We start from the raw sequence: 18,839 nt of genomic DNA, 5'->3' as shown, positions 1-18,839 counted from the left end.
CGCATGAGTTCGACTCGAAGCGGAGTCGGCGGGCTTCTGCTCATACTTCTCCTGGTCGCAATCGTGCCGGTGGCTGTGGTGGTGGCATTCGGAGTCCCGGTGCCGTTCATGGTAGCGGTGGGCTTCGGCTATATGCTGCAGTTGCTGGTCATCGTCGTCGCGGCCTTCCACCGGCGAGTTCAGCCAAGGGATCCGTGGATCGCGATTGCCATCGTCTACGGAATCATGCAGGCGACCACCCTGGTATCTGTTGGCATGAGGTACGGAACCTATGACGTTCTGGACCTGCTCGGAGCGGCCGCTGGGATCATCGGAATCCTTGTCTTCGCCGGCCTGGTCCAGGCGCTGCACCCGAGTGAGCACGACTTGCACACCTTTCTCGGCGGATTTCTGTGGCTCACGTTCATCGCCATCATCGTCAACTTCGTGCAGCACGCATCCGACATTCCTCTGATGTTCAGCGCCGACTCGAGTTACCAGTTCGAGTTCGCCAGCTTCTTCGCCAACCGCAATCAGTTCGGATACTTCCTGTTCCTCGGCCTCGTCGCCCATATGCTGTACCTCCATGGCCGACGCTGTCGCGCGCACAACATCGGTCTCTTCGCCCTGCAGATCGCCTCGCTGCTTCTGACCATGTCGCGGGGATCGATTGCCGCCTCACTCATCTTCCTCACCGTCTTCGCCGTGCTCAGGCTCCGGACCAAACCGAAGTACTTCGCTTCTTTCCTCGCCGTCGGCGGAATCGGTGCCGCGGTCGTAGTCACCACCGGAGTCGGAGACAAACTCGAAGAACTCATTCTGAGACCGGACGCCGCGTTGGCGGGCCGCGACGTCGTCTGGTCGATCGGACTCGACATCTGGCGAGAGCGCGGGATCCTGCTCGGCAGCGGAAGCTTCCGCGGCGTCATGATCGCTCAGGAGAGGGGAATGCCCTATGAGGAATTCCACAGCTTCTTCGTCGAATCGTTGGTCGGCGGAGGATTGGTCGAGCTGATCCTGATGCTGCTGATCCTCGGGTTGGCCTGGCGCAGGGTCGTCCAATCACACCTCGACGTCGGACGTCGACATGTCCTCTACGCCTCGGCGGTTGGGGTCATGGGTCTGTCCTGCGTCGAAAGCGTCTCCTTCTTCACTGTCGGCCTCGTGGGCACACTCTTCACGATCTTCTTCGTCTCTCTGCCGATTCTGTACGCTGGCCTCCCGCCTGCAGCTGTCCGCCAGTTTGCACGAGGACGGTCGGAAATCGACGCGGCGAGCTGAACGACGGCCAGTATCCGGGGCGGGTGAACAGGTCAGACGAACTCCCGCTGAGGAGGAGCTGTCCTCCGGTCCGTTCGTGTATCCGCATTCCCTTGGCGGACTACCGCAGACCACTCGCGGTGGAGCACAAAAGCACCCGGTATACGGGCACATTGGGAGTCCGGGCAGGCTCGAGAGCTGCGTGCTGACAGGGTCGGCCGGTGAAGACCGGACAGGGAAGGAGGAGCTCACGTGTACGTCGATGAGCGTGACGCGGGTGTGATCCGCCGAGATGAAGGATGGGCGACCATGAGCTCGAATGCTGAAGGGACCACGCAGGATCCTCGCCTCAGCCTGGGAGACTTCATCGTCGAACTCGAATCCTCAGGCGTAAGCCTGGTCGACACCGAGCTCTGCCACCTGCTGTGGACGGAATGCGCCGGTCGTGCTCACTTCGCCGAGGCGGTCCTCCGTGCCGCAGCCACCGCAGGGGTCACGGTGGTCCCCGAATCCGTTTCCTTTGCCGATTGGGTCGTCGAACTGTGTCCACGGCTGTCCCTAGAGCTGGGACCCGGTGACACGGCGGCAGCCTCGGTGCTCGCTCAACTCAGTGCTGTGTCAGAGACGACCGCCGTGCGGGCGCTGACCGCGGTGGCTGATGACCTCCTCGGCGGTACTGGGGTCAACGATCCTGAAGGAGTCCTGAACCGACTCCACTCCAGCGGGATACTCACTCGCGTTGAGGATTCGGTGCGGGGATCGCTGCTGCGAGTTCCAACCCTCATCGCGGCCAAGCTGCGATATGACCTCACTGCCACACCCGGTGCGGGGCCGGTGGTCGTCTCACTTCTCGAAGTGCTCATCGAACATATGGAATCGGCAGGCACCGTCGAGCCCGAACTACTCAGCGACGTGCTGCTCTTGGCCCGACACGGCGGCTACTGGCCCCAGCTGCTGCGAGTGACCGAGGCGGTGGGCATACCGATGTTCCTGCTCACTCCTCGGACCGCCTGCACCGCGTTTCGTCTTCTGCCGCCCAAGACTCGTGCGAACTGGCCCGGACTTGAATTCTTCGGAACACTCGCCGAGGATATCGACGCTGATTCCGCTGCCGCCGATCCGGCGCGCATCCGTGCCGCCGCGATCAGGCATACCGGCCCGGGACTGCTGAGGCCACGACTGCCGGCGTTCCTCGGCGCCTCGGCACCGGGAGAAGATGAGAGCGGAGAAGTCCTGCTGGACGGATTGCCGGTGGATGTCATCGACACCGTTCGTCAGCTGATCGGTCTCGGCGATTCCGGCCGACACGGTGATGCCGCAGAATTGGGCATCCGTGCCGCGGCGAAGATGCCCAGTGTGCGTGGGCGTTCCGTCGTCCGACTCCTCACTGCGATCGCACTCCACCATGCAGCCAAGTCTCGCCGGGCACTGTCCCTGCTCAATGAGATCGAGGGGCCCGCTCGGGCCGGACACATCGACGGCGACTTCCTGCTGCCGGCAATCATCGCGTGGACGGCTCTCATCTCGGCCGTCAGCGGCGACTGTGAACGAGCCGATATCCATCTCGCGTTGGCAACAGAGTCGTCCGAGCTCAGCCGAGTCGGTGCCGGAAGCGGCTCTGTCGCAGGTCGTTCAGCGACACGGCCGAGCGTCATCATCGACGAGCTCGTCACTCCGCCGCTGCGTATCGCCGCGGCGCTGCGGGCCCTCGACCGTCTCGACCTGCAACGCGCTCAGACGGAATTCGATGCGTTGTCCGCATATCCCGAGCTGCGAACGCTGTGGGTCTATCTGCCTCTCATCGCTCGGACCTTGGCAGTGCTGTCCGCAAAGTCCGAATCCGGGTTGCTCTTCGTCAACGATGATGCCGAGCGGTATCGCGATTCCGGAGTCCTATCCGCAGCCGAGAAGGATCTGCTTGCGTTCGGACGCAGCATGGCCTTCATCGCACTCGGCCAGCTGCGATGGGCCGAGCTCGACCGAGAGAGGCTCTCACCGGCGTGTGATGCGCGCATCGTCCTCGACGTCCGCTCAAAGCTCGTGGCCGGGCGCAACGACGATGCGATCGCGTGCGCCGACACCTGGTTCTATCATCGTTCGCTCAGTCCGCGCAGCCGCGCAGAACTCGCCGCCATCAGAGCAGCAGCCAAACTGCGCACTGGGGACGAGGCTGCAGCGCAGACTGATTTCACGATGGCTGTGAGTCTTTCGACCTGGGTGGGCTCGCTTCTGCCGCTTGCACTATTGCCGCTGACCGATCGCAGTCGACTCGTCGACCTCACGGCTGACTCGCCCGTATGGGCGGAAGCTGCGAATGAGTTCTCCGTGACCTTCGCTTCACCGGCGCAGCTGATGGAGCGGCTGCGCCATATCGGCTCGGTCTCCGTGGACCTGGCAGAAGCGCCGCAGCTCAACGTCGGCGAAGCCCAACTCATCGACCTGCTGGCACGTGGCCTGTCCGTGGCTGAGATCGCCGGCGAACTGCAGCAGGTCACCGGAACCGTGAAGAACCGTCTCTCCGCTCTCTACCGCAAATTCGGAGTTTCGAACCGGGCGGACGTCCTCAGCCGCGCCCGGTCCTTGGGGTACCTCACGCCGTGACGAGGTCCCGCCTTCGGAATCCGAGGATCCCAGCCCCGACGAGGACCACAGCGATCCCTGCCAACCACAGCACCGCCTCGGCGGAGAGATCCTGGGCCGGATACTGGCCGATATGGGTGAACAAGGACAGATCGAGGACCGCGTCGTCGAGCTGCATCAGCCCGCCGAAGAGGGCGAGCACCGCCGAGGCGCCGAAGACGATCCAGCTCAGGCTCATCAGCCGCGGGGCGAGGCCGTAGAGCAGGTAGGCGAATCCGAGCAGCACCCAGATCGACGGCGCCTGCGCGAGATGCCCGAGCAAGGTCGGCCACACCAGGGACCAATCGTCCATCGACATCGCGGCACCCACCCCTTCACCGAGGCCGGCCATGCCCATCAGCCAACCGGCCCCGACCAGAGTCACCATTGCCCAGGAAGCCAACCATCCGCTGCGGGAGACCGCGGTCGCGAGCACCGGTTCGGTGTGGAAAGAGGACTCCTCCGACCGCAGCCCACCAGCGGCGATGACCGCATACGCGGCGACGATGATGGCGAAGTACAGGGCCATGTATCCGAGGTAGCCGTCGACGATTCCGGACCGACCGCCCATGATCGTCAGGATCTCCGGCGGCATCCCCGCCGCTCCTTCGTCCATTGGCCCGGTGAACGATCCGAACACCACACCCATGACCAGCATGCTCATCGACCACCAGATCAGGCTCGAGGCCTGCAGGCGCAGCGCCAGACCCAGCGGCGTCGACAGCAGCGGTCCCGCCTGCGACCGGCCCAGCCGTTCTGCGACGATTCCGGCACCCAGGTCACGACGAGACTGCAGCATCGCGGCCGCGACGACGAGGACCGTGAACAGACCAGCCGAGTACAGCAGCGGCCACCAGCGGTCGAGGGTGAACGGTGCCGTCTGCTGCGCCCACCCCAAGGGCGAGAGCCACGACAGCCAATCGAGGCCACCCCCGGACACGTGCGACATATCACCGATCCCGCGGAGGACGAAGCTGAGTGCGAGCACCGCTCCGGCCATCGACGAGGCGGCCCTGGCGAACGCGCTCAGCTGCACAGTGACCGCGGTGACGGCGGCGAAGACACAGCTCACCGCGCCGATTCCAACCGTGAATAGCATCGTCGCCGACCACGAATCCGGTTCGGCCTGAGAGAATCCGAACGCCGCAGCCATGCCCGCGCTGAGCAGGAGATTCATGAACACCGTGAGCGCAAGGGCGGCGATGAGCTGAGTGTGCCGACCGGTGACGCCGGCGCGAACGAGTTCGGCCCGCCCCGTCTGCTCCTCGGCGCGCGTGTGGCGGGAGATGGTGAGGATCGACATCAGAGCCGCCCCGATCATGAGGAACACCCCGTACATGCCGACGATGAACCGCGGGATCGTCACCTGGTCGAGCCCGTAACCTGGCCCCGTGATGAGCGCCATCACCGGATTCTTCGCGAACGCCGTCATCGCCTGCAGCGAATCCGAATCCATGACCACGGCGATCGCATTAGCGAAGTACGCGGTGAGCGCAGAGAGAGCAAGCACCCAGATCGGCAGCCACAGGCGGTCCCGCCGCAGCATGAACTTCAGCAGGTGACCCAACCCTGCCAGGTTTCCCTCGCCGAGGCGGCCACGCCGAACACGTTCATGTGCACCATGATGATGCCCGGTCCGCGGTGCCCTCCCCGGAACTCCGTGGACTGTGCGATCCCCGTCGTCCGTGTATGCGGCCAGCAGATTCATGACTCCTCCTTGCCGTAGTGACGCAGCAGCAGCTGCTCGAGGGTCGGCGGGGTCGCGGTGAGCGATTCGACATCGTGTTCGCCGAGCGCCCGCATGATAAGGGGCAGCTGCGCCGTATCGGCGCTGAAATGCAGTCGCGAACCTTCGCGGACGAGGTCGTGGACTCCGGTCATCTCGGACAGAGCGGGCACATCGTGTTCGAGTCCGACGGTGATCGTCGTCCGCGACAGGTGACGCAGCTCGGACAGGGTCCCCGTCTCGACGATGCGACCCGAGCGGATGATCGACACCCGATCGGCCAGGGCCTCGACCTGGGCGAGGATGTGACTGGAGAGCAGCACCGTGCGACCGGCGTCCTTCGCCTCGCGGATGCAGTCCTGGAACACCGCTTCCATGAGCGGGTCGAGTCCGGCCGTCGGCTCGTCGAGGAGCAGCAGTTCGACGTCCGAGGCCAGGGCGGAGATGAGCGCGACCTTCTGCCGGTTGCCTTTCGAATAGGTCCGGCCCTTCTTCCGCGGGTCGAGGTCGAACCGCTCGATGAGCTCATCGCGACGACGTCTGTCCACCCCTCCGCGCAACCGGGCGAACAGGTCGATCGCCTCACCACCGGTCAGCCCCGGCCACAGCTCCACATCGCCGGGGACGTAGGCCAGGCGGCGGTGCAGGGGCACCGCCTTCGCCCAGGGATCCTCGCCGAGGAGGCGCACCGTGCCCGAGTTGTGTCGCAGGATTCCGAGCAGGATCCGGATCGTCGTCGACTTGCCGGCGCCGTTGGGGCCGAGGAAGCCGTGGACCTCACCATGGGCGACCTCGAGGTCGAGGCTGTCCAGGGCGCGGACGCGTCCGTATGACTTCACGACCTCCCGCATCGAGATCGCCGCCGAGGCGGATGCGCGGCCGTCGTCGGTGCGGCGGGGACGGGTCAATGTGCTCATGGTTCCTCATCTCCTGGTTGAGAGTTGTCGGGGACTGACTCGAGGGCACCGTGCAGGTAGAGGTCGAGCAGATGCGGGGCGAGTCGGGTCATCATTGCGGTGGTGTCATCGGTGCCGAGGACCGAATGCAGGCGGTGCTCGAGCAGGGAGGGGGCCAGGGCCATGACCGCGATGGTCGCCGCCTGTCCACGAGAATCCTCGCTCTGTCGAAAGGTGTAGCCGGCGAATCCTTCGGTGATATAGGACTCGACGAGGTCGACGTAGTGGTCGAAGTAGCGCTGGCCATGCTCGCTGGGGTCGAGCAGGGACTTGACGAGGTAGTCCACAGCAGTGGACATCTCGGGGTCGTCGAACATCATCTGCACTGCCATGGTGGCGTAGCCGGCGTTCGCCGCCTTCGACTCAGCGATTCGCTCGAATACGTGTTCATCACATGCGCTGCGCAGCCCGTCCTTGGAACCGAAATGGTGGATGACCAGGCCGGGGGAGACCTCGGCGGCCGCGGCGATGCCGCGGACAGTCGTCTTCGTGAACCCGTGGCGGGCGAACTCGGCGACGGCGGCAGAGAGGATCTTCTCGGCAGTCTCCGGGGAGGCGTTGGGAGAGCGGCGCGAGTTGGAATCGGGGTTCGTTGAACGCATGTTTAATATTAAACGCGTGTTCAATGTCGAATGTCAACGGGTCGCGAGAATCTTTGCCTGCACCTATTTACATACAACCATTCGGTTGTATGATTGATCGCATGAAAGGACTTCTCGATGACGAGGCGGATGCGCTGTTCCAAGCATTGGCCGACCGCACCCGGCGCGATATCGTACGCCGAGTCGCAGGAGAAGGGCTTTCGGTGACCGATCTGGCCGCCGACTACGACATGAGCTTCGCCGCAGTGCAGAAGCACGTCGCGGTCCTCGAACGTGCAGGACTGGTGACGAAGCGACGAGTCGGAAAGCAGCAGATCGCTCACGCAGAGGTGGGTCCGCTTCGCACCATCAGGAGCATGCTCGCCGAACTCGAAGACCAGTGGGTCGACCGAGTGCAGAGAATCGACGACCTTCTGTCCGGGGACGAACAGGCCGGGTCGTGAGGCAAACCACCGCAATGCTTAAGGAGCAGCCATGCCGGTCATCGACACATTTCATGACGAAGAGACACAGACGCTGACGATCGTCGCCGAGTTCGCGGCGCCGCGCGAACGGGTGTGGGAAGTTTATGCCGATCCCCGCCAGCTCGAGCAGATTTGGGGTCCGCCGACGTATCCGGCCACGGTCGTCGACCATTCGCTCGAGCCCGGCGGCAGAGTCACATACTTTATGACGAGCCCGGAGGGCGAGAAGTTCTGCGGACTGTGGGAACTGACCGCCGTCGACCGTCCCACGCGCCTGGAGTTCCGCGACTACTTCGCCGATGAGGACTTCAGCGTCGTCGAATCGATGCCGGGAAGCAGCTGCATCTACCGCTTCGAAGCGACCGAGACCGGGACTCGTGCCACCTACGAATCGGTCTTCGACTCGGCTGAGGGACTGCGCACCGTGTTGGAGATGGGTGTCATCGAAGGCTCGACCGGAGCGATCAACCAGATCGACGATCTGCTCGCCCGGCAGTGAGCCGGTGCGGCCGGCGCCCGGCCTCTCCGCAATGCTTCAGCTTTCCTCGCGGGCCTGCATGGAGTGCGCCGGGGCGTCGGGTCGGACGGGAATGATGAGCGCCAGGCCGACCGCCAGGACGATGAGGATGCCCAGCGTTCCTGCCCGCTGGAAGCCGAAGATCTGGATCGCCAGGGCGAACATCGCCGGGCCCAGGAAGCTCACGGCCCGGCCTGTCGTGGCGTAGAGTCCGAAGTTCTCCCCGGCCGACTCCGGCGGAGTGATGCGGGCCAGGAACGACCGACTCGACGCCTGAACCGGACCGACGCAGAAGCTCAAGATCAGGGCACAGACCCAGAACACGGCCGCCTCGGCGCTGAAGAGGATCGGCAGTCCGCCGAGGATGATGACGATGAGACCGGCGATGATGACGGGTTTCGGTCCGAGCCGATCATCGAACCACCCGGCGATCATCGCCCCGGCACCGGCGGCGACGTTCGCGGCCACGCCGAGGATGATGATCTGGGAGGCGGAGAACCCGTAGCTGCCGGCGGCGAGGACGCCCGCGAACGAGAAGATCGCGGCCAGACCGTCCCGGAAGACCGCCGAGGCGATGAAGAACCGCAGCGTCTGATGCTCGGTCGACCACATCCGGATCAGACGGCGCACGAGTGCGGCGTAGTCGGCGATGAATGCTCGGATCGGGTGCCCACCCGAAGTGCCCTTGACCTTCGCCCCTGGTGCCGAGAACAGAGCGGGGATCGCGAAGATCGCAAACCACACGGCGGACAGGACCGCGACGATGCGGAACCGCAGTCCCTCCTCGTCGCTGGCGCCGAGGAAGCCGACCGCGGGTTGGATGACGAGGACGAGGAGGATGACGAGGAGAACCAGCCCTCCGACGTATCCCATTCCCCAGCCGAATCCGGAAACCCTGCCGACGTTGTCGGGTGTGGTGATGCGGACCATGATGCCGTTGTAGGACACCTCGGCGAATTCGAAGAAGACGCTGCCGACGGCCAAGAGCAGAAGGCCCAGCCACAGATAGTCGGGGGAGTCGCGGACGAAGAACAGTCCGAACATCGTGAGCACGACGATCGCGGTGTGCACGCCCAGCCACAGGCGATGCCGACCCCCGGCGTCGGCCCGGGTGCCGGCGGCCGGGGCGACGACAGCGATGACGAAACCGGCCGCAGCCATCGACCAGCCCAATGCCGAGGATCCGGCCTCCTCGGTGGCGGCGACGGACTTCGTCAGATACGGGGCGAAGACGAAGGTGATGATCACGGCGTTGAAGGACGCCGAGCCCCAGTCCCACAGAGCCCAATTGAAGATGCGCAGGCGATTGTCCGAACCGGGCGGAGTCAGCGTCGAGGCCATGAGGCCACTGTACTGAATGCAGCGTCCGAAGCGAGGTCTGAGCTAGGGTCGGGCCTCCTCGGCAGCAGGATCCGAAATTGCGTTCCCGGATTCGTCCACGATCGGTGCCAGGAGAGAGCATCCTCGGTGAGGCCGCCGTTGGGACCTCCTGCCATGGGCGGGGCGGAACGAGTAGGCTGGTGGCAGCAGAAACGGCCGACCCCGACCAAGGAGCATGTATGCCCATCGCCAGCCCCGAAGTGTATGCCGAGATGATCGACCGCGCGAAGACCCAGGGCTTCGCCTACCCCGCGATCAACTGCACCTCCTCGCAGACGATCAACGCCGCCATCCGCGGGTTCGCCGAGGCCGGATCCGACGGCATCGTGCAGATCTCCACGGGCGGTGCCGAATACATGTCCGGCCCGACGGTCAAGGACCGCGTGCGGGGCGCCATCGCGTTCTCCGTCTTCGCCGCCGAAGTGGCCAAGAGCTACGACGTCAACATCGCGCTGCACACCGACCACGCCCCGAAGGACGCCGTCGAAGCCTGGGTCAAGCCCCTGCTGGCCGCGTCGACCGAGCGCGTGAAGAACGGCGGCGATCCCTACTTCCAGTCGCATATGTGGGACGGTTCCGCCGTTCCGCTCGACGAGAACCTCACTCTCGCTGAGGAGCTGCTCGAGCTCTCGACGGCAGCGCACTCGATCCTCGAGATCGAGGTCGGCGTCGTCGGCGGCGAAGAGGACGGCGTCGAGAACGAGATCAACGACAAGCTCTACACCACCGTCGAGGACGGGCTGGCCACCGCACGAGCGCTGGGTACCGGCGAGAAGGGCCGCTACCTCACGGCTCTGACCTTCGGAAACGTCCACGGCGTGTACAAGCCCGGCAATGTGAAGCTGCGTCCCGAACTCCTCGGTGAGATCCAGGAGAAGGTCGGGGCCGAGGTCGGCAAGAAGGCTCCCTTCGACCTTGTCTTCCACGGCGGCTCGGGTTCGAGTGCAGAAGAGATCGCCGAGGCGGTCCGCCACGGAGTCGTGAAGATGAACATCGACACGGATACCCAGTACGCCTTCACCCGCCCCGTCGTCGAGCACATGTTCCGCAACTACGACGGAGTGCTCAAGATCGACGGCGAGGTCGGCGACAAGAAGCTCTACGACCCGCGCTCCTACGGCAAGGCCGCAGAGAAGGGCATGGCCGAGCGCATCGTCGAAGCCTGCCAGAACCTCGGCTCGGCAGGCACCAGCCTGAAGAAGTGAGCCGGCTCAGTCGGCTGGGCCAGCACGGTCGGCTTAGCCAGCTTAGCCAGCGCGGCCAGCTCGGCTGGTGAGCCGGAGGGCAACAGAGTCTGCCCCGTGAACCGACAGCGGCCGTCGCCCGATTCAGGGCGGCGGCCGCTTTGTGGGGGTGCTGCGCATGCTGAACCGTCGAGAAACGGGCTGAGTGTCGAGAAACGCACGCGCACACCCGTGTCTCGACACTCAGCCCGTTTCTCGGCGAGATTCCACTGTGAATGGCACGAGGCCCGGGACGCCATTGTCCCGGACCTCGCAATCTGTCCCTCGCATCGGCGGACGAGTAGTCTGCCGAATGGCCTTCCTGCCGATCGGCGGCCTGCCGGGTGGCAGGCAGCCGACCGCGTGGGGCATCAGCCTTCCGGCACCGCCTCGCCGGCCTTGAGGCGAGCCACGCGCTGATCCCAGAAGTCGGCATTGCGCACGCCGATCTTCTCGGGCTCGAACACCGGATCCAGGCCGAGCTTGGTCTGGCGTTCGAAGTCGCGCAGGAGCTTGAACGCCGGCTGCTGGAGGATGAGGATCGCGATCACATTCAGCCAGGCCATGAGGCCCACTCCGATGTCGCCGAGCGCCCAGGCGCTGCCCGAGGTCGACATCGCGCCCACGGCCACCGCGATGACGATGACTACCTGCAGCACACGAGTGCCGATCGTCAGGGCCAATGTGCTCTTGGCCTTGCCGAGCAGGTAGACGAGGTTCGTCTCCGCCATGTAGTAGTAGGCGACGATCGTCGTCAGGGCGAAGAGGAAGATCGAGATCGCGATGAAGCCCGCACCGAAGCCGGAGATCATCGTGTCGAGTCCGGCCTGAGGCCACTTCTCACCGGGTGTTGCAGCGATGGCTTCGGCCATCTGACCGCGTCCTGTGCCGATGATGGTCTCGCCGTCGGCATCGAAGACCTTGTACATACCGGTGGAGAGGATCATGAAAGCAGTCGCTGAGCACACGAAGAGGGTGTCGATGTAGATCGAACCGGCCTGCACGAGTCCCTGCTTCGACGGGTGCGAGACCTCGGCGGCAGCGGCAGCGTGCGGGCCGGTGCCCTGTCCGGCCTCGTTCGAGTAGATCCCGCGCTGGACGCCCCACTGAACAGCCATGCCGAGAATGCCGCCGAAGGCCGCGTCCGGTCCTGCGTCGACGCCGAATGCGGAGGTGAAGACGAGCTGGAAGACGGGGATGATCTGGTCGGCGTTGACGAGTGTGACAGCGATCGCCGCAATGATGTAGATGACGGCCATGAAGGGCACCGCGAGTGAGGCGAAGTGGGCGATGCGCTTGACTCCGCCGATGACGATGAAGCCCATGATGACCGCGAGGATGACCGCGGTGATCCATGTCGGAGTTCCCCACGCGTTCTCGACCGCACCGGAGATCGCGTTCGACTGGATGCCCGGGAGCATGAAGCTCATCGCGAGGACCGTGACAGCGGCGAAGACGAGACCGTAGACCTTGAACAGGCCCTTGGCCTTCGTGTGCCGGTAGGCCTTCTCGATGTAGAAAGCCGGTCCGCCGCGGTATTCGCCGCTCTTGGGGTCCTGTTCCTTGAAGACCTGGCCGAGAGTCGACTCGACATAAGACGTTGAGGCTCCGAGCAGCGCGGAGATCCACATCCACACCACCGCGCCAGGTCCGCCGAAGCCGATTGCGGTGGCGACACCGGCGATGTTGCCCACGCCGACGCGACCGGCCAACGACATCGCGAGAGCTTGGAAGGAGGAGACGCCCTCGTTCGAGCTCTTCCCGCGGAACATCTGCGTGAAGATCGCTTTGATCTGTCGGATCTGGACGGCTCGGGAGCGGATCGTGAAGTACACGCCGGCACCGAGGCAGAGGTACACGAGGGCGGAGGACCAGATGATTCCGTTGAGCCAATCAAGGACTGCGGACACGCTTTTCCAATCAGAGGGGGGCAGGGGTTTCTGAGCATCGAAACAGTGAAGGACCTGTGTCTTCTCTGTGATGCACCTCATAAGTCAAACCGATTGTCATCGGTGACGCAAATCGAATTCGCCGAGGCGGCTCCCCGTTGCGCCGCCGAAGTCGCGGCCGTTGGATGGGCTACGGCTGGGAGCGGTTCGCGGCGGTTGTGGGCGTGATGTGGGGTGACGGCGGGGAGTGCCCCGGCTGTCCCGGCAAGGGAAGTTTCGCTGTGGCGAGCAGAGCCGCCTCGGCGAATTGTTGCGAAGTCGTTGCGAACTGGATCACTTCATGTGCGTCAGTTCACTATTTGGGACGGGAACCGTAAGATGTGGTGCGGATCTCTTCGAGCAAAGAAGACACGAAGAGCACTTGTGAAAGACAGGAACACCATGAAACGACGAACTGGCGCAAAGGCCGTGGCCATCGCCGCGGCCGGCGCTCTGCTCCTCTCCGCCTGCTCGACCTCGACGACCGGAGGCGGCGGCGGGGACGACAAAGGCGGAATGCTCACGGTCGGAACCACGGACAAGGTTGTGGCGTTGGATCCGGCCGCCGCGTACGACAACGGAAGCTCCCTCGTCGAGCAGCAGATCTACCCGTACATCCTCGCCTACAAGCCGGGTACGGCCGAGCTCAACCCTTCGATCGCCGAGTCCGCTGACTTCACCGAGCCGACGAAGTACGAGGTCAAGCTCAAGGACGGACTCAAGTACGCCAACGGCAACGAACTGACCTCCTCGGACGTGAAGTTCTCCTTCGATCGTCAGCTGAAGATCCAGGATCCCAACGGGCCCTCTTCGCTGCTCGGCGGCCTGAAGTCCGTGGAGACCCCGGATGAGAAGACCGTCGTCTTCAACCTCAAGCGCAAGAACGACCAGACCTGGCCCGGAGTCCTGGCCAGCGCCGCCGGCCCGATCGTCGATGAAGACGTATTCTCGGCCGACAAGGTCACGAAGGACCAGGAGATCGTCGACGGCAAGGCCTTCGCCGGCCCGTACACGATCGACGGCTTCAAGTTCAACGAGCTGATCACCTACAAGGCGAACCCGGACTACAAGGGCTTCATCGAGCCGGCGAAGACCGAGACCGTGCAGATGAAGTACTACTCGGACGCGAACAACATGAAGCTCGACGTCCAGGAGAACACCATCGACGTCGCGTGGCGTTCGCTCTCGGCCACCGACGTCGAGGACCTCGGCAAGAACGAGGACCTCAAGGTCCACAAGGGACCCGGCGGCGAGATCCGCTACATCGTGTTCAACTACGACACGATGCCCTTCGGTGCGAAGACCGATGACGCCGACGAGAAGAAGGCGCTCGCTGTCCGCCAGGCCATGGCCGACTCAGTCGACCGTCAGGCGATCGCCAGCCAGGTCTACAAGGACACCTTCACTCCGCTGTACTCGCACGTGCCCGACGGACTTCCCGGCTCCGATGAACCGCTGAAGTCCGAATATGGCGACGGCAAGGGCGGCGCCGACGTCGAGAAAGCGAAGAAGGCACTCAAGGACGCCGGAGTCAAAACCCCGGTCGAGCTCAAGCTCCAGTACAACCCTGACCACTACGGCCCCTCCTCAGGCGATGAGTACGCCCTGGTGAAGGACCAGCTGGACAAGACCGGGCTGTTCAACGTCAAGCTGCAGTCGACCGAGTGGGTCCAGTACTCGAAGGACCGCACCGACGACGTGTACCCGATGTACCAGCTGGGTTGGTTCCCGGACTACTCGGATGCCGACAACTACCTCATGCCGTTCTTCTACGACACGGATGAGACTCCGTCGTTCCTCGCCAACCACTACCGTGACGAAGCGATGAACAAGGAGCTCAACGCTCAGTCCTCGATCGCTGATAAGGGCAAGCGCGAAGATGCCCTGAAGAAGATCCAGGGTGAGCTGGCCGACGAACTGCCGACCCTGCCGCTGCTGCAGGGCAACCAGATCGCCGTGTCCGGCAAGGACGTCAAGGGCGTCGACGACACCCTCGACCCCGCTTTCCAGTTCCGTCTGGCACTGCTGAGCAAGTGATCACCCACACGAGGTGCAGGTGAGCCGATCAGGCCGCCTGCACCTCGTGGCGCGTCCGCGGCGAGGTCCGTACACCTGCAGTGACCCTCGCCGAGCTGTCTCTTGCCGCTGGCGCATCGAAACACATCCCATAAGGAACACATGTCTGCTGCCATCAGCGAACCAGGGGCTGAGGCCGCCGAGACTTCGGTCGCGGTCAAGAAGCCCTCGGGAGGCGGTCTGGGACGTTATGTCCTCATCCGCTTCCTGCTCATCATTCCCACCATCTTCATTCTCACCACTCTGGTGTTCTTCCTCATGCGCATCACCGGTGACCCGATCACCGCAGCGTTGGGAGGACGCCTGACGAAGGCCCAACTGGCCGAGCGCGTCCACGCCGCCGGCTACGACCGGCCCATCCTCGTCCAGTACTTCGAATACTTGGGCAATCTGCTCAAGGGCGACTTCGGTACAGCGGTCTCCGACGGGCAGCCGGTCTCGTCGATCCTGCTCAACTACGGAGCAGCGACCGTCGAACTCGTCTTCTACGCGCTCATCGTCGCGTTCATCCTCGGCATCCCGCTGGGCATGCTCGCCGCCTACCACCGCGACAAGGCGCCCGACGCGGCACTGCGTGTGCTCGCGATCCTCGGCTATGCGACCCCGGTGTTCTTCGCGGGCATGATCCTCAAGCTCGTCTTCGGCGTCTTCCTGCCGATCCTGCCCGTCGCCGGCCGCGGCACCACAGAGACCGAATACATCATGTCCGGTGTCGTCGGCCCGACGAGGTTCTACCTCATCGACGCCCTGCGCATCGGCAACTTCTCGGTCCTCGGCGATGTGCTCGCCCATGCGGTGCTGCCGGCGATCGCCCTCGGCGTGCTCACCGCCGGAGTGTTCCTCCGGCTCGTGCGCACGAACCTCATCGGCACGCTCGAGCAGCAGTACGTCGACTCCGGTCGATCCCGCGGAATCTCCGAATACCGCCTGGTCACCAAGCATGCGTACCGTCCAGCGCTGATCCCGATCATCACGGTCATGGGTATGCAGATCGCGCTCATGCTCGCCGGCGCCGTGCTCACCGAGACGACGTTCGAGTGGAAGGGACTCGGTTTCAAACTCGCCGAGTACCTGACCGCCCGTGACTTCGTGGCAGTGCAGGGAATCGTCGTGTTCCTCGCCGTCATCGTCGCGGTCACGAACTTCCTCGTCGACGTCATCGCCGCGTTCATCGACCCGAGAGTGAGGTACTGATGTCTACTCCAGACAACCCGCAGAACCAGGGCCCGGCTGAAGGGGCCCAGACCTTCGCCGAGGAGGCTCCCGGCTCCGGAGTACCGGCAGTGGCGTTCGACGACCGGGCCAAGAAGTCCTGGTTCTCCCGCCTGCCGATCATCTCGCATCTGCGCCAGTCCGTGGGGCTGCAGCGCGGAATGCTCATCACCGGCCTCGTGCTGTGCGGAATCGTGCTCATCTGCGCGATCTTCGCTCCGCTCATCGCCCCGTACGGTTTCAACCAGCTGGGCACCTCCGAGGGCAACTTCGGGTCGAAGCTGCCACCCGGCGGCACCCATATCTGGGGCACGACCGTCGGCGGCTACGATGTCTTCTCCCGTGTCGTCTGGGGCGCCCAGACCGCAGTGGCCGTCATCGTCGTGGCCGTGGTCATGTCGATCTTCGCCGGTGTCATCCTCGGTCTCGTCTCCGGCTACATCGGCGGATGGCTCGACCGCATCCTCGTCGTCATCGCCGATGCCGTCTACGCCTTCCCGACCCTGCTGCTGGCGCTGGTCATGTCGATTGCGATCTCCGGCGGTCAGTCGAGTGCGTGGGGCGGCATCGCCGCGGCCGCATTCTCGATCACGGTCGTCTTCATCCCGCAGTACTTCCGCGTCGTCCGTGCCGAGACGCTGCGGCTGAAGGCCGAACCGTTCGTCGAATCGGCGATCGTCCTCGGCGCCTCGAAGACGCGGATCATCTCCAAGCACATCTTCCGCAATGCTACTCGGACCCTGCCGCTGATCTTCACACTCAACTCCTCCGAGGCGATTCTGACCTTGGCCGGACTCGGGTTCCTGGGCTTCGGAATCGAACCCACTTCGGCGTCGGAATGGGGATACGACCTCAACAAGGCACTGCCGGACGTCACCTCCGGTGTGTGGTGGACGGCGGTGTTCCCGGGCGTGGCCATCGTGCTCACGGTGCTGGGAATCACCTTGGTCGGTGAGTCGATGAACGACCTCAACGACCCGCGTCTGCGCGTGCGACGCAAAGCCAAGGTCAAGAACGTCAAGCCCGCGGAGGTCACGGCATGAGCAAGCAGAAACACGAGCGGACCGCCTCGGCGACGGGCAGCATCCTCGATGTCGACAGTCTCGACGTCACCTTCTCCACCGACGGCGGGGACGTCCACGCGGTCAAGGACGTGTCGCTGAGCGTCTCGCCCGGTGAGGTGCTGGCGATTGTGGGTGAGTCGGGGTCCGGCAAGACCGTGACCGCCCGATCCATCCTCGGTCTGCTGCCCGAGACGGCGCAGCGAACCGGGGCCATCGTCATCTCCGGTGCGAACGTGCTCAGCGTCTCCGCCGATGAGCTGCGGGCCATGCGCGGCCGGGATGTGGCGATGGTCTTCCAGGAGCCGTCGACGGCGCTCAACCCCGTCTTCACGGTCGGGTGGCAGATTGCCGAAGGTCTGCGCGCGCACGATAGGAAGGCGAACAAGGCCGACCTCAAGGCGCGCGTAGTCAAGGCCATGCGGCAGGTCGGGATCCCCGATGCCGAAAGCCGTTTCGACTACTACCCGCACCAGTTCTCGGGCGGGCAGAAGCAGCGCATCGTCATCGCCATGGCCCTCGCTCTCGGGGCGAAGCTCATCGTCGCCGACGAGCCCACCACCGCACTCGACGTCACCGTGCAGGCAGAGATCCTCGACCTGCTGCGCGATCTGCGAGACGAGACGGGCACTGCCATCGTTCTCATCACCCACAACATGGGCGTCGTCGCCGACCTCGCCGATCGAGTGGCCGTGATGCTGCGCGGCGACCTCGTCGAAGTCTCGACCGTCGAGCAGCTCTTCAACGATCCGCAGGAGCAGTACACGCGCGAACTCCTCGCCGCGGTGCCGCGGATCGGGTCGACCGTGGCCGGAAGCCGCAAGGCGGCCGCCGCCTCAGCGCGCACTGACTCGACGGGGGAGGCCTCGGGTGGGGTCGCCTCGGCGGGGGAGACGTCGGACGGGGGTGCCTCGGCGAAGGAGGGAGCCGCCTCGGCGAAGGACGGGGACGCACGCGAATCGATCGTGACCGCGCGCGAGCTCGATATCGTCTATCCGGGCGGGATCGGCAAGCCGGACTTCCACGCGGTGAAGAAGGTCAGCCTCGATATCAAGGCCGGCGAAGTCTACGGGCTCGTCGGTGAGTCGGGGTCGGGCAAGACGACGATCGGACGCGCGATTGCGGGCCTGACCAGGGCCAGCGGCGGCAGCCTCTCCGTCCTCGGGCACGAGATGGTCGGGTTCAAGGAGCGTGAGTTCTCGAAGATCCGGCGACGGATCGGGTTCGTGTTCCAGGACCCGGCGGCCTCGTTCAATCCTCATCTGTCGATCGGGGAGTGCATCGCCGAACCGTTCGCGATCCACCGCCGGGAGATGAGTGCGAACGACCGGTCGCAGCGAGTGGCCGAACTCCTCGATTCTGTGCAGCTGCCGAAGGCGTATGCGGCGCGGTATCCGCATGAGCTCTCCGGCGGTCAGCGGCAGAGGGCGTCCCTGGCGCGCGGACTGGCGCTCGATCCGGAGCTGCTCATCGCCGACGAGCCGACCTCGGCGCTCGATGTGTCCGTGCAGGCGAAGGTGCTCGAGCTCTTCGTCGAGCTGCAGAACCGCTTCGACTTCGCGGCCCTGTTCATCAGCCACGACCTCGCCGTGGTCGATATGCTCTCCGACCGCATCGGGGTGCTCTTCCACGGCGAGCTGCTCGAAGAGGGCACGGGTGAGCAGGTGCTCGGTGCGCCGCAGGAGGACTACACGAAACGCCTCATCGCCTCACTGCCGGTCCCGGACCCGAAGGAGCAGGCGAAGCGCCGCGAGCTGGCAAGAACCCTCCGCCCAACCCCCTAATTACTACCTGACGGCGGCGCAGCAACCTCGCGCGAGGTTGCTGCGCCGCCGT

14 protein-coding genes are annotated in these 18,839 nt (G+C 64.6%); 9 read left to right on the top strand and 5 right to left on the bottom strand.

Annotated elements, in window-relative coordinates:
* Positions 1-3 precede the first annotated feature (3 nt).
* Together ACVZTU_RS16495 and ACVZTU_RS16490 are read left to right on the top strand one after the other, a co-directional pair.
* Positions 4-1,260, top strand: coding sequence for an O-antigen ligase family protein (locus ACVZTU_RS16495; protein WP_482400881.1), 1,257 nt, complete (start codon positions 4-6; stop codon positions 1,258-1,260).
* Between the two features lie 288 nt (positions 1,261-1,548).
* Complete coding sequence (locus ACVZTU_RS16490) at positions 1,549-3,840, top strand: helix-turn-helix transcriptional regulator (protein WP_482400880.1); 2,292 nt, start codon at positions 1,549-1,551, stop codon at positions 3,838-3,840.
* Here the strand turns inward: ACVZTU_RS16490 and ACVZTU_RS16485 are convergent.
* Genes ACVZTU_RS16485 through ACVZTU_RS16475 form a run of 3 tightly spaced genes read right to left on the bottom strand, consistent with a single transcriptional unit; the run spans position 3,830 to position 7,142 of the window.
* Positions 3,830-5,566, bottom strand: a complete 1,737-nt coding sequence (locus tag ACVZTU_RS16485; protein ID WP_482400879.1) for an ABC transporter permease — start codon at positions 5,564-5,566, stop codon at positions 3,830-3,832. The two genes, ACVZTU_RS16490 and ACVZTU_RS16485, sit on opposite strands and share 11 nt — an antisense overlap.
* On the bottom strand, positions 5,563-6,501 hold the full coding sequence (locus ACVZTU_RS16480; RefSeq protein WP_139469078.1) for an ABC transporter ATP-binding protein: 939 nt from the start codon (positions 6,499-6,501) through the stop codon (positions 5,563-5,565). The genes ACVZTU_RS16485 and ACVZTU_RS16480 overlap by 4 nt, the downstream gene beginning before the upstream one ends.
* A complete protein-coding gene (locus tag ACVZTU_RS16475; RefSeq protein ID WP_139469079.1) occupies positions 6,498-7,142 on the bottom strand; it encodes a TetR/AcrR family transcriptional regulator in 645 nt (214 codons plus the stop codon). Before ACVZTU_RS16475 ends, ACVZTU_RS16480 begins: the two co-directional genes overlap by 4 nt.
* A 101-nt stretch (positions 7,143-7,243) precedes the next feature.
* Here ACVZTU_RS16475 and ACVZTU_RS16470 point away from each other — a divergent pair, with 101 nt between their 5' ends.
* Complete coding sequence (locus tag ACVZTU_RS16470; RefSeq protein WP_139469080.1) at positions 7,244-7,585, top strand: ArsR/SmtB family transcription factor; 342 nt, start codon at positions 7,244-7,246, stop codon at positions 7,583-7,585.
* Positions 7,586-7,616: 31 nt separating this feature from the next.
* Positions 7,617-8,105: an SRPBCC family protein gene (locus tag ACVZTU_RS16465; RefSeq protein WP_482400878.1), complete on the top strand. Its 489-nt coding sequence runs from the start codon at positions 7,617-7,619 to the stop codon at positions 8,103-8,105.
* Positions 8,106-8,141: 36 nt separating this feature from the next.
* Here the strand turns inward: ACVZTU_RS16465 and ACVZTU_RS16460 are convergent, their stop codons facing one another.
* On the bottom strand, positions 8,142-9,464 hold the full coding sequence (locus ACVZTU_RS16460) for an MFS transporter (RefSeq protein WP_139469082.1): 1,323 nt from the start codon (positions 9,462-9,464) through the stop codon (positions 8,142-8,144).
* A gap of 218 nt (positions 9,465-9,682) precedes the next feature.
* Between ACVZTU_RS16460 and fbaA the strand changes: the two genes are divergently transcribed.
* A complete protein-coding gene (gene fbaA / locus ACVZTU_RS16455; RefSeq protein WP_139469083.1) occupies positions 9,683-10,708 on the top strand; it encodes a class II fructose-bisphosphate aldolase in 1,026 nt (341 codons plus the stop codon).
* A gap of 389 nt (positions 10,709-11,097) precedes the next feature.
* Here fbaA and ACVZTU_RS16450 read toward each other — a convergent pair whose 3' ends face one another.
* Positions 11,098-12,636, bottom strand: a complete 1,539-nt coding sequence (locus ACVZTU_RS16450; protein WP_139469084.1) for an alanine/glycine:cation symporter family protein — start codon at positions 12,634-12,636, stop codon at positions 11,098-11,100.
* A gap of 420 nt (positions 12,637-13,056) precedes the next feature.
* Here ACVZTU_RS16450 and ACVZTU_RS16445 point away from each other — a divergent pair, with 420 nt between their 5' ends.
* From ACVZTU_RS16445 to ACVZTU_RS16430, 4 genes are all read left to right on the top strand, one after another.
* A complete protein-coding gene (locus ACVZTU_RS16445; RefSeq protein WP_139469085.1) occupies positions 13,057-14,691 on the top strand; it encodes an ABC transporter substrate-binding protein in 1,635 nt (544 codons plus the stop codon).
* Between the two features lie 141 nt (positions 14,692-14,832).
* Positions 14,833-15,924, top strand: a complete 1,092-nt coding sequence (locus tag ACVZTU_RS16440; RefSeq protein WP_139469086.1) for an ABC transporter permease — start codon at positions 14,833-14,835, stop codon at positions 15,922-15,924.
* Positions 15,924-16,985 (top strand): ABC transporter permease, encoded by a 1,062-nt coding sequence (locus ACVZTU_RS16435; protein WP_482400877.1) that lies wholly within the window; start codon positions 15,924-15,926, stop codon positions 16,983-16,985. Before ACVZTU_RS16440 ends, ACVZTU_RS16435 begins: the two co-directional genes overlap by 1 nt.
* Positions 16,982-18,787 (top strand): dipeptide ABC transporter ATP-binding protein, encoded by a 1,806-nt coding sequence (locus tag ACVZTU_RS16430; protein WP_482400876.1) that lies wholly within the window; start codon positions 16,982-16,984, stop codon positions 18,785-18,787. The genes ACVZTU_RS16435 and ACVZTU_RS16430 overlap by 4 nt, the downstream gene beginning before the upstream one ends.
* Positions 18,788-18,839 lie beyond the last annotated feature (52 nt).

This window comes from Brevibacterium sp. OS20 (genome assembly GCF_056837565.1).
This window is presented reverse-complemented; position numbering and strand designations above follow the sequence as displayed.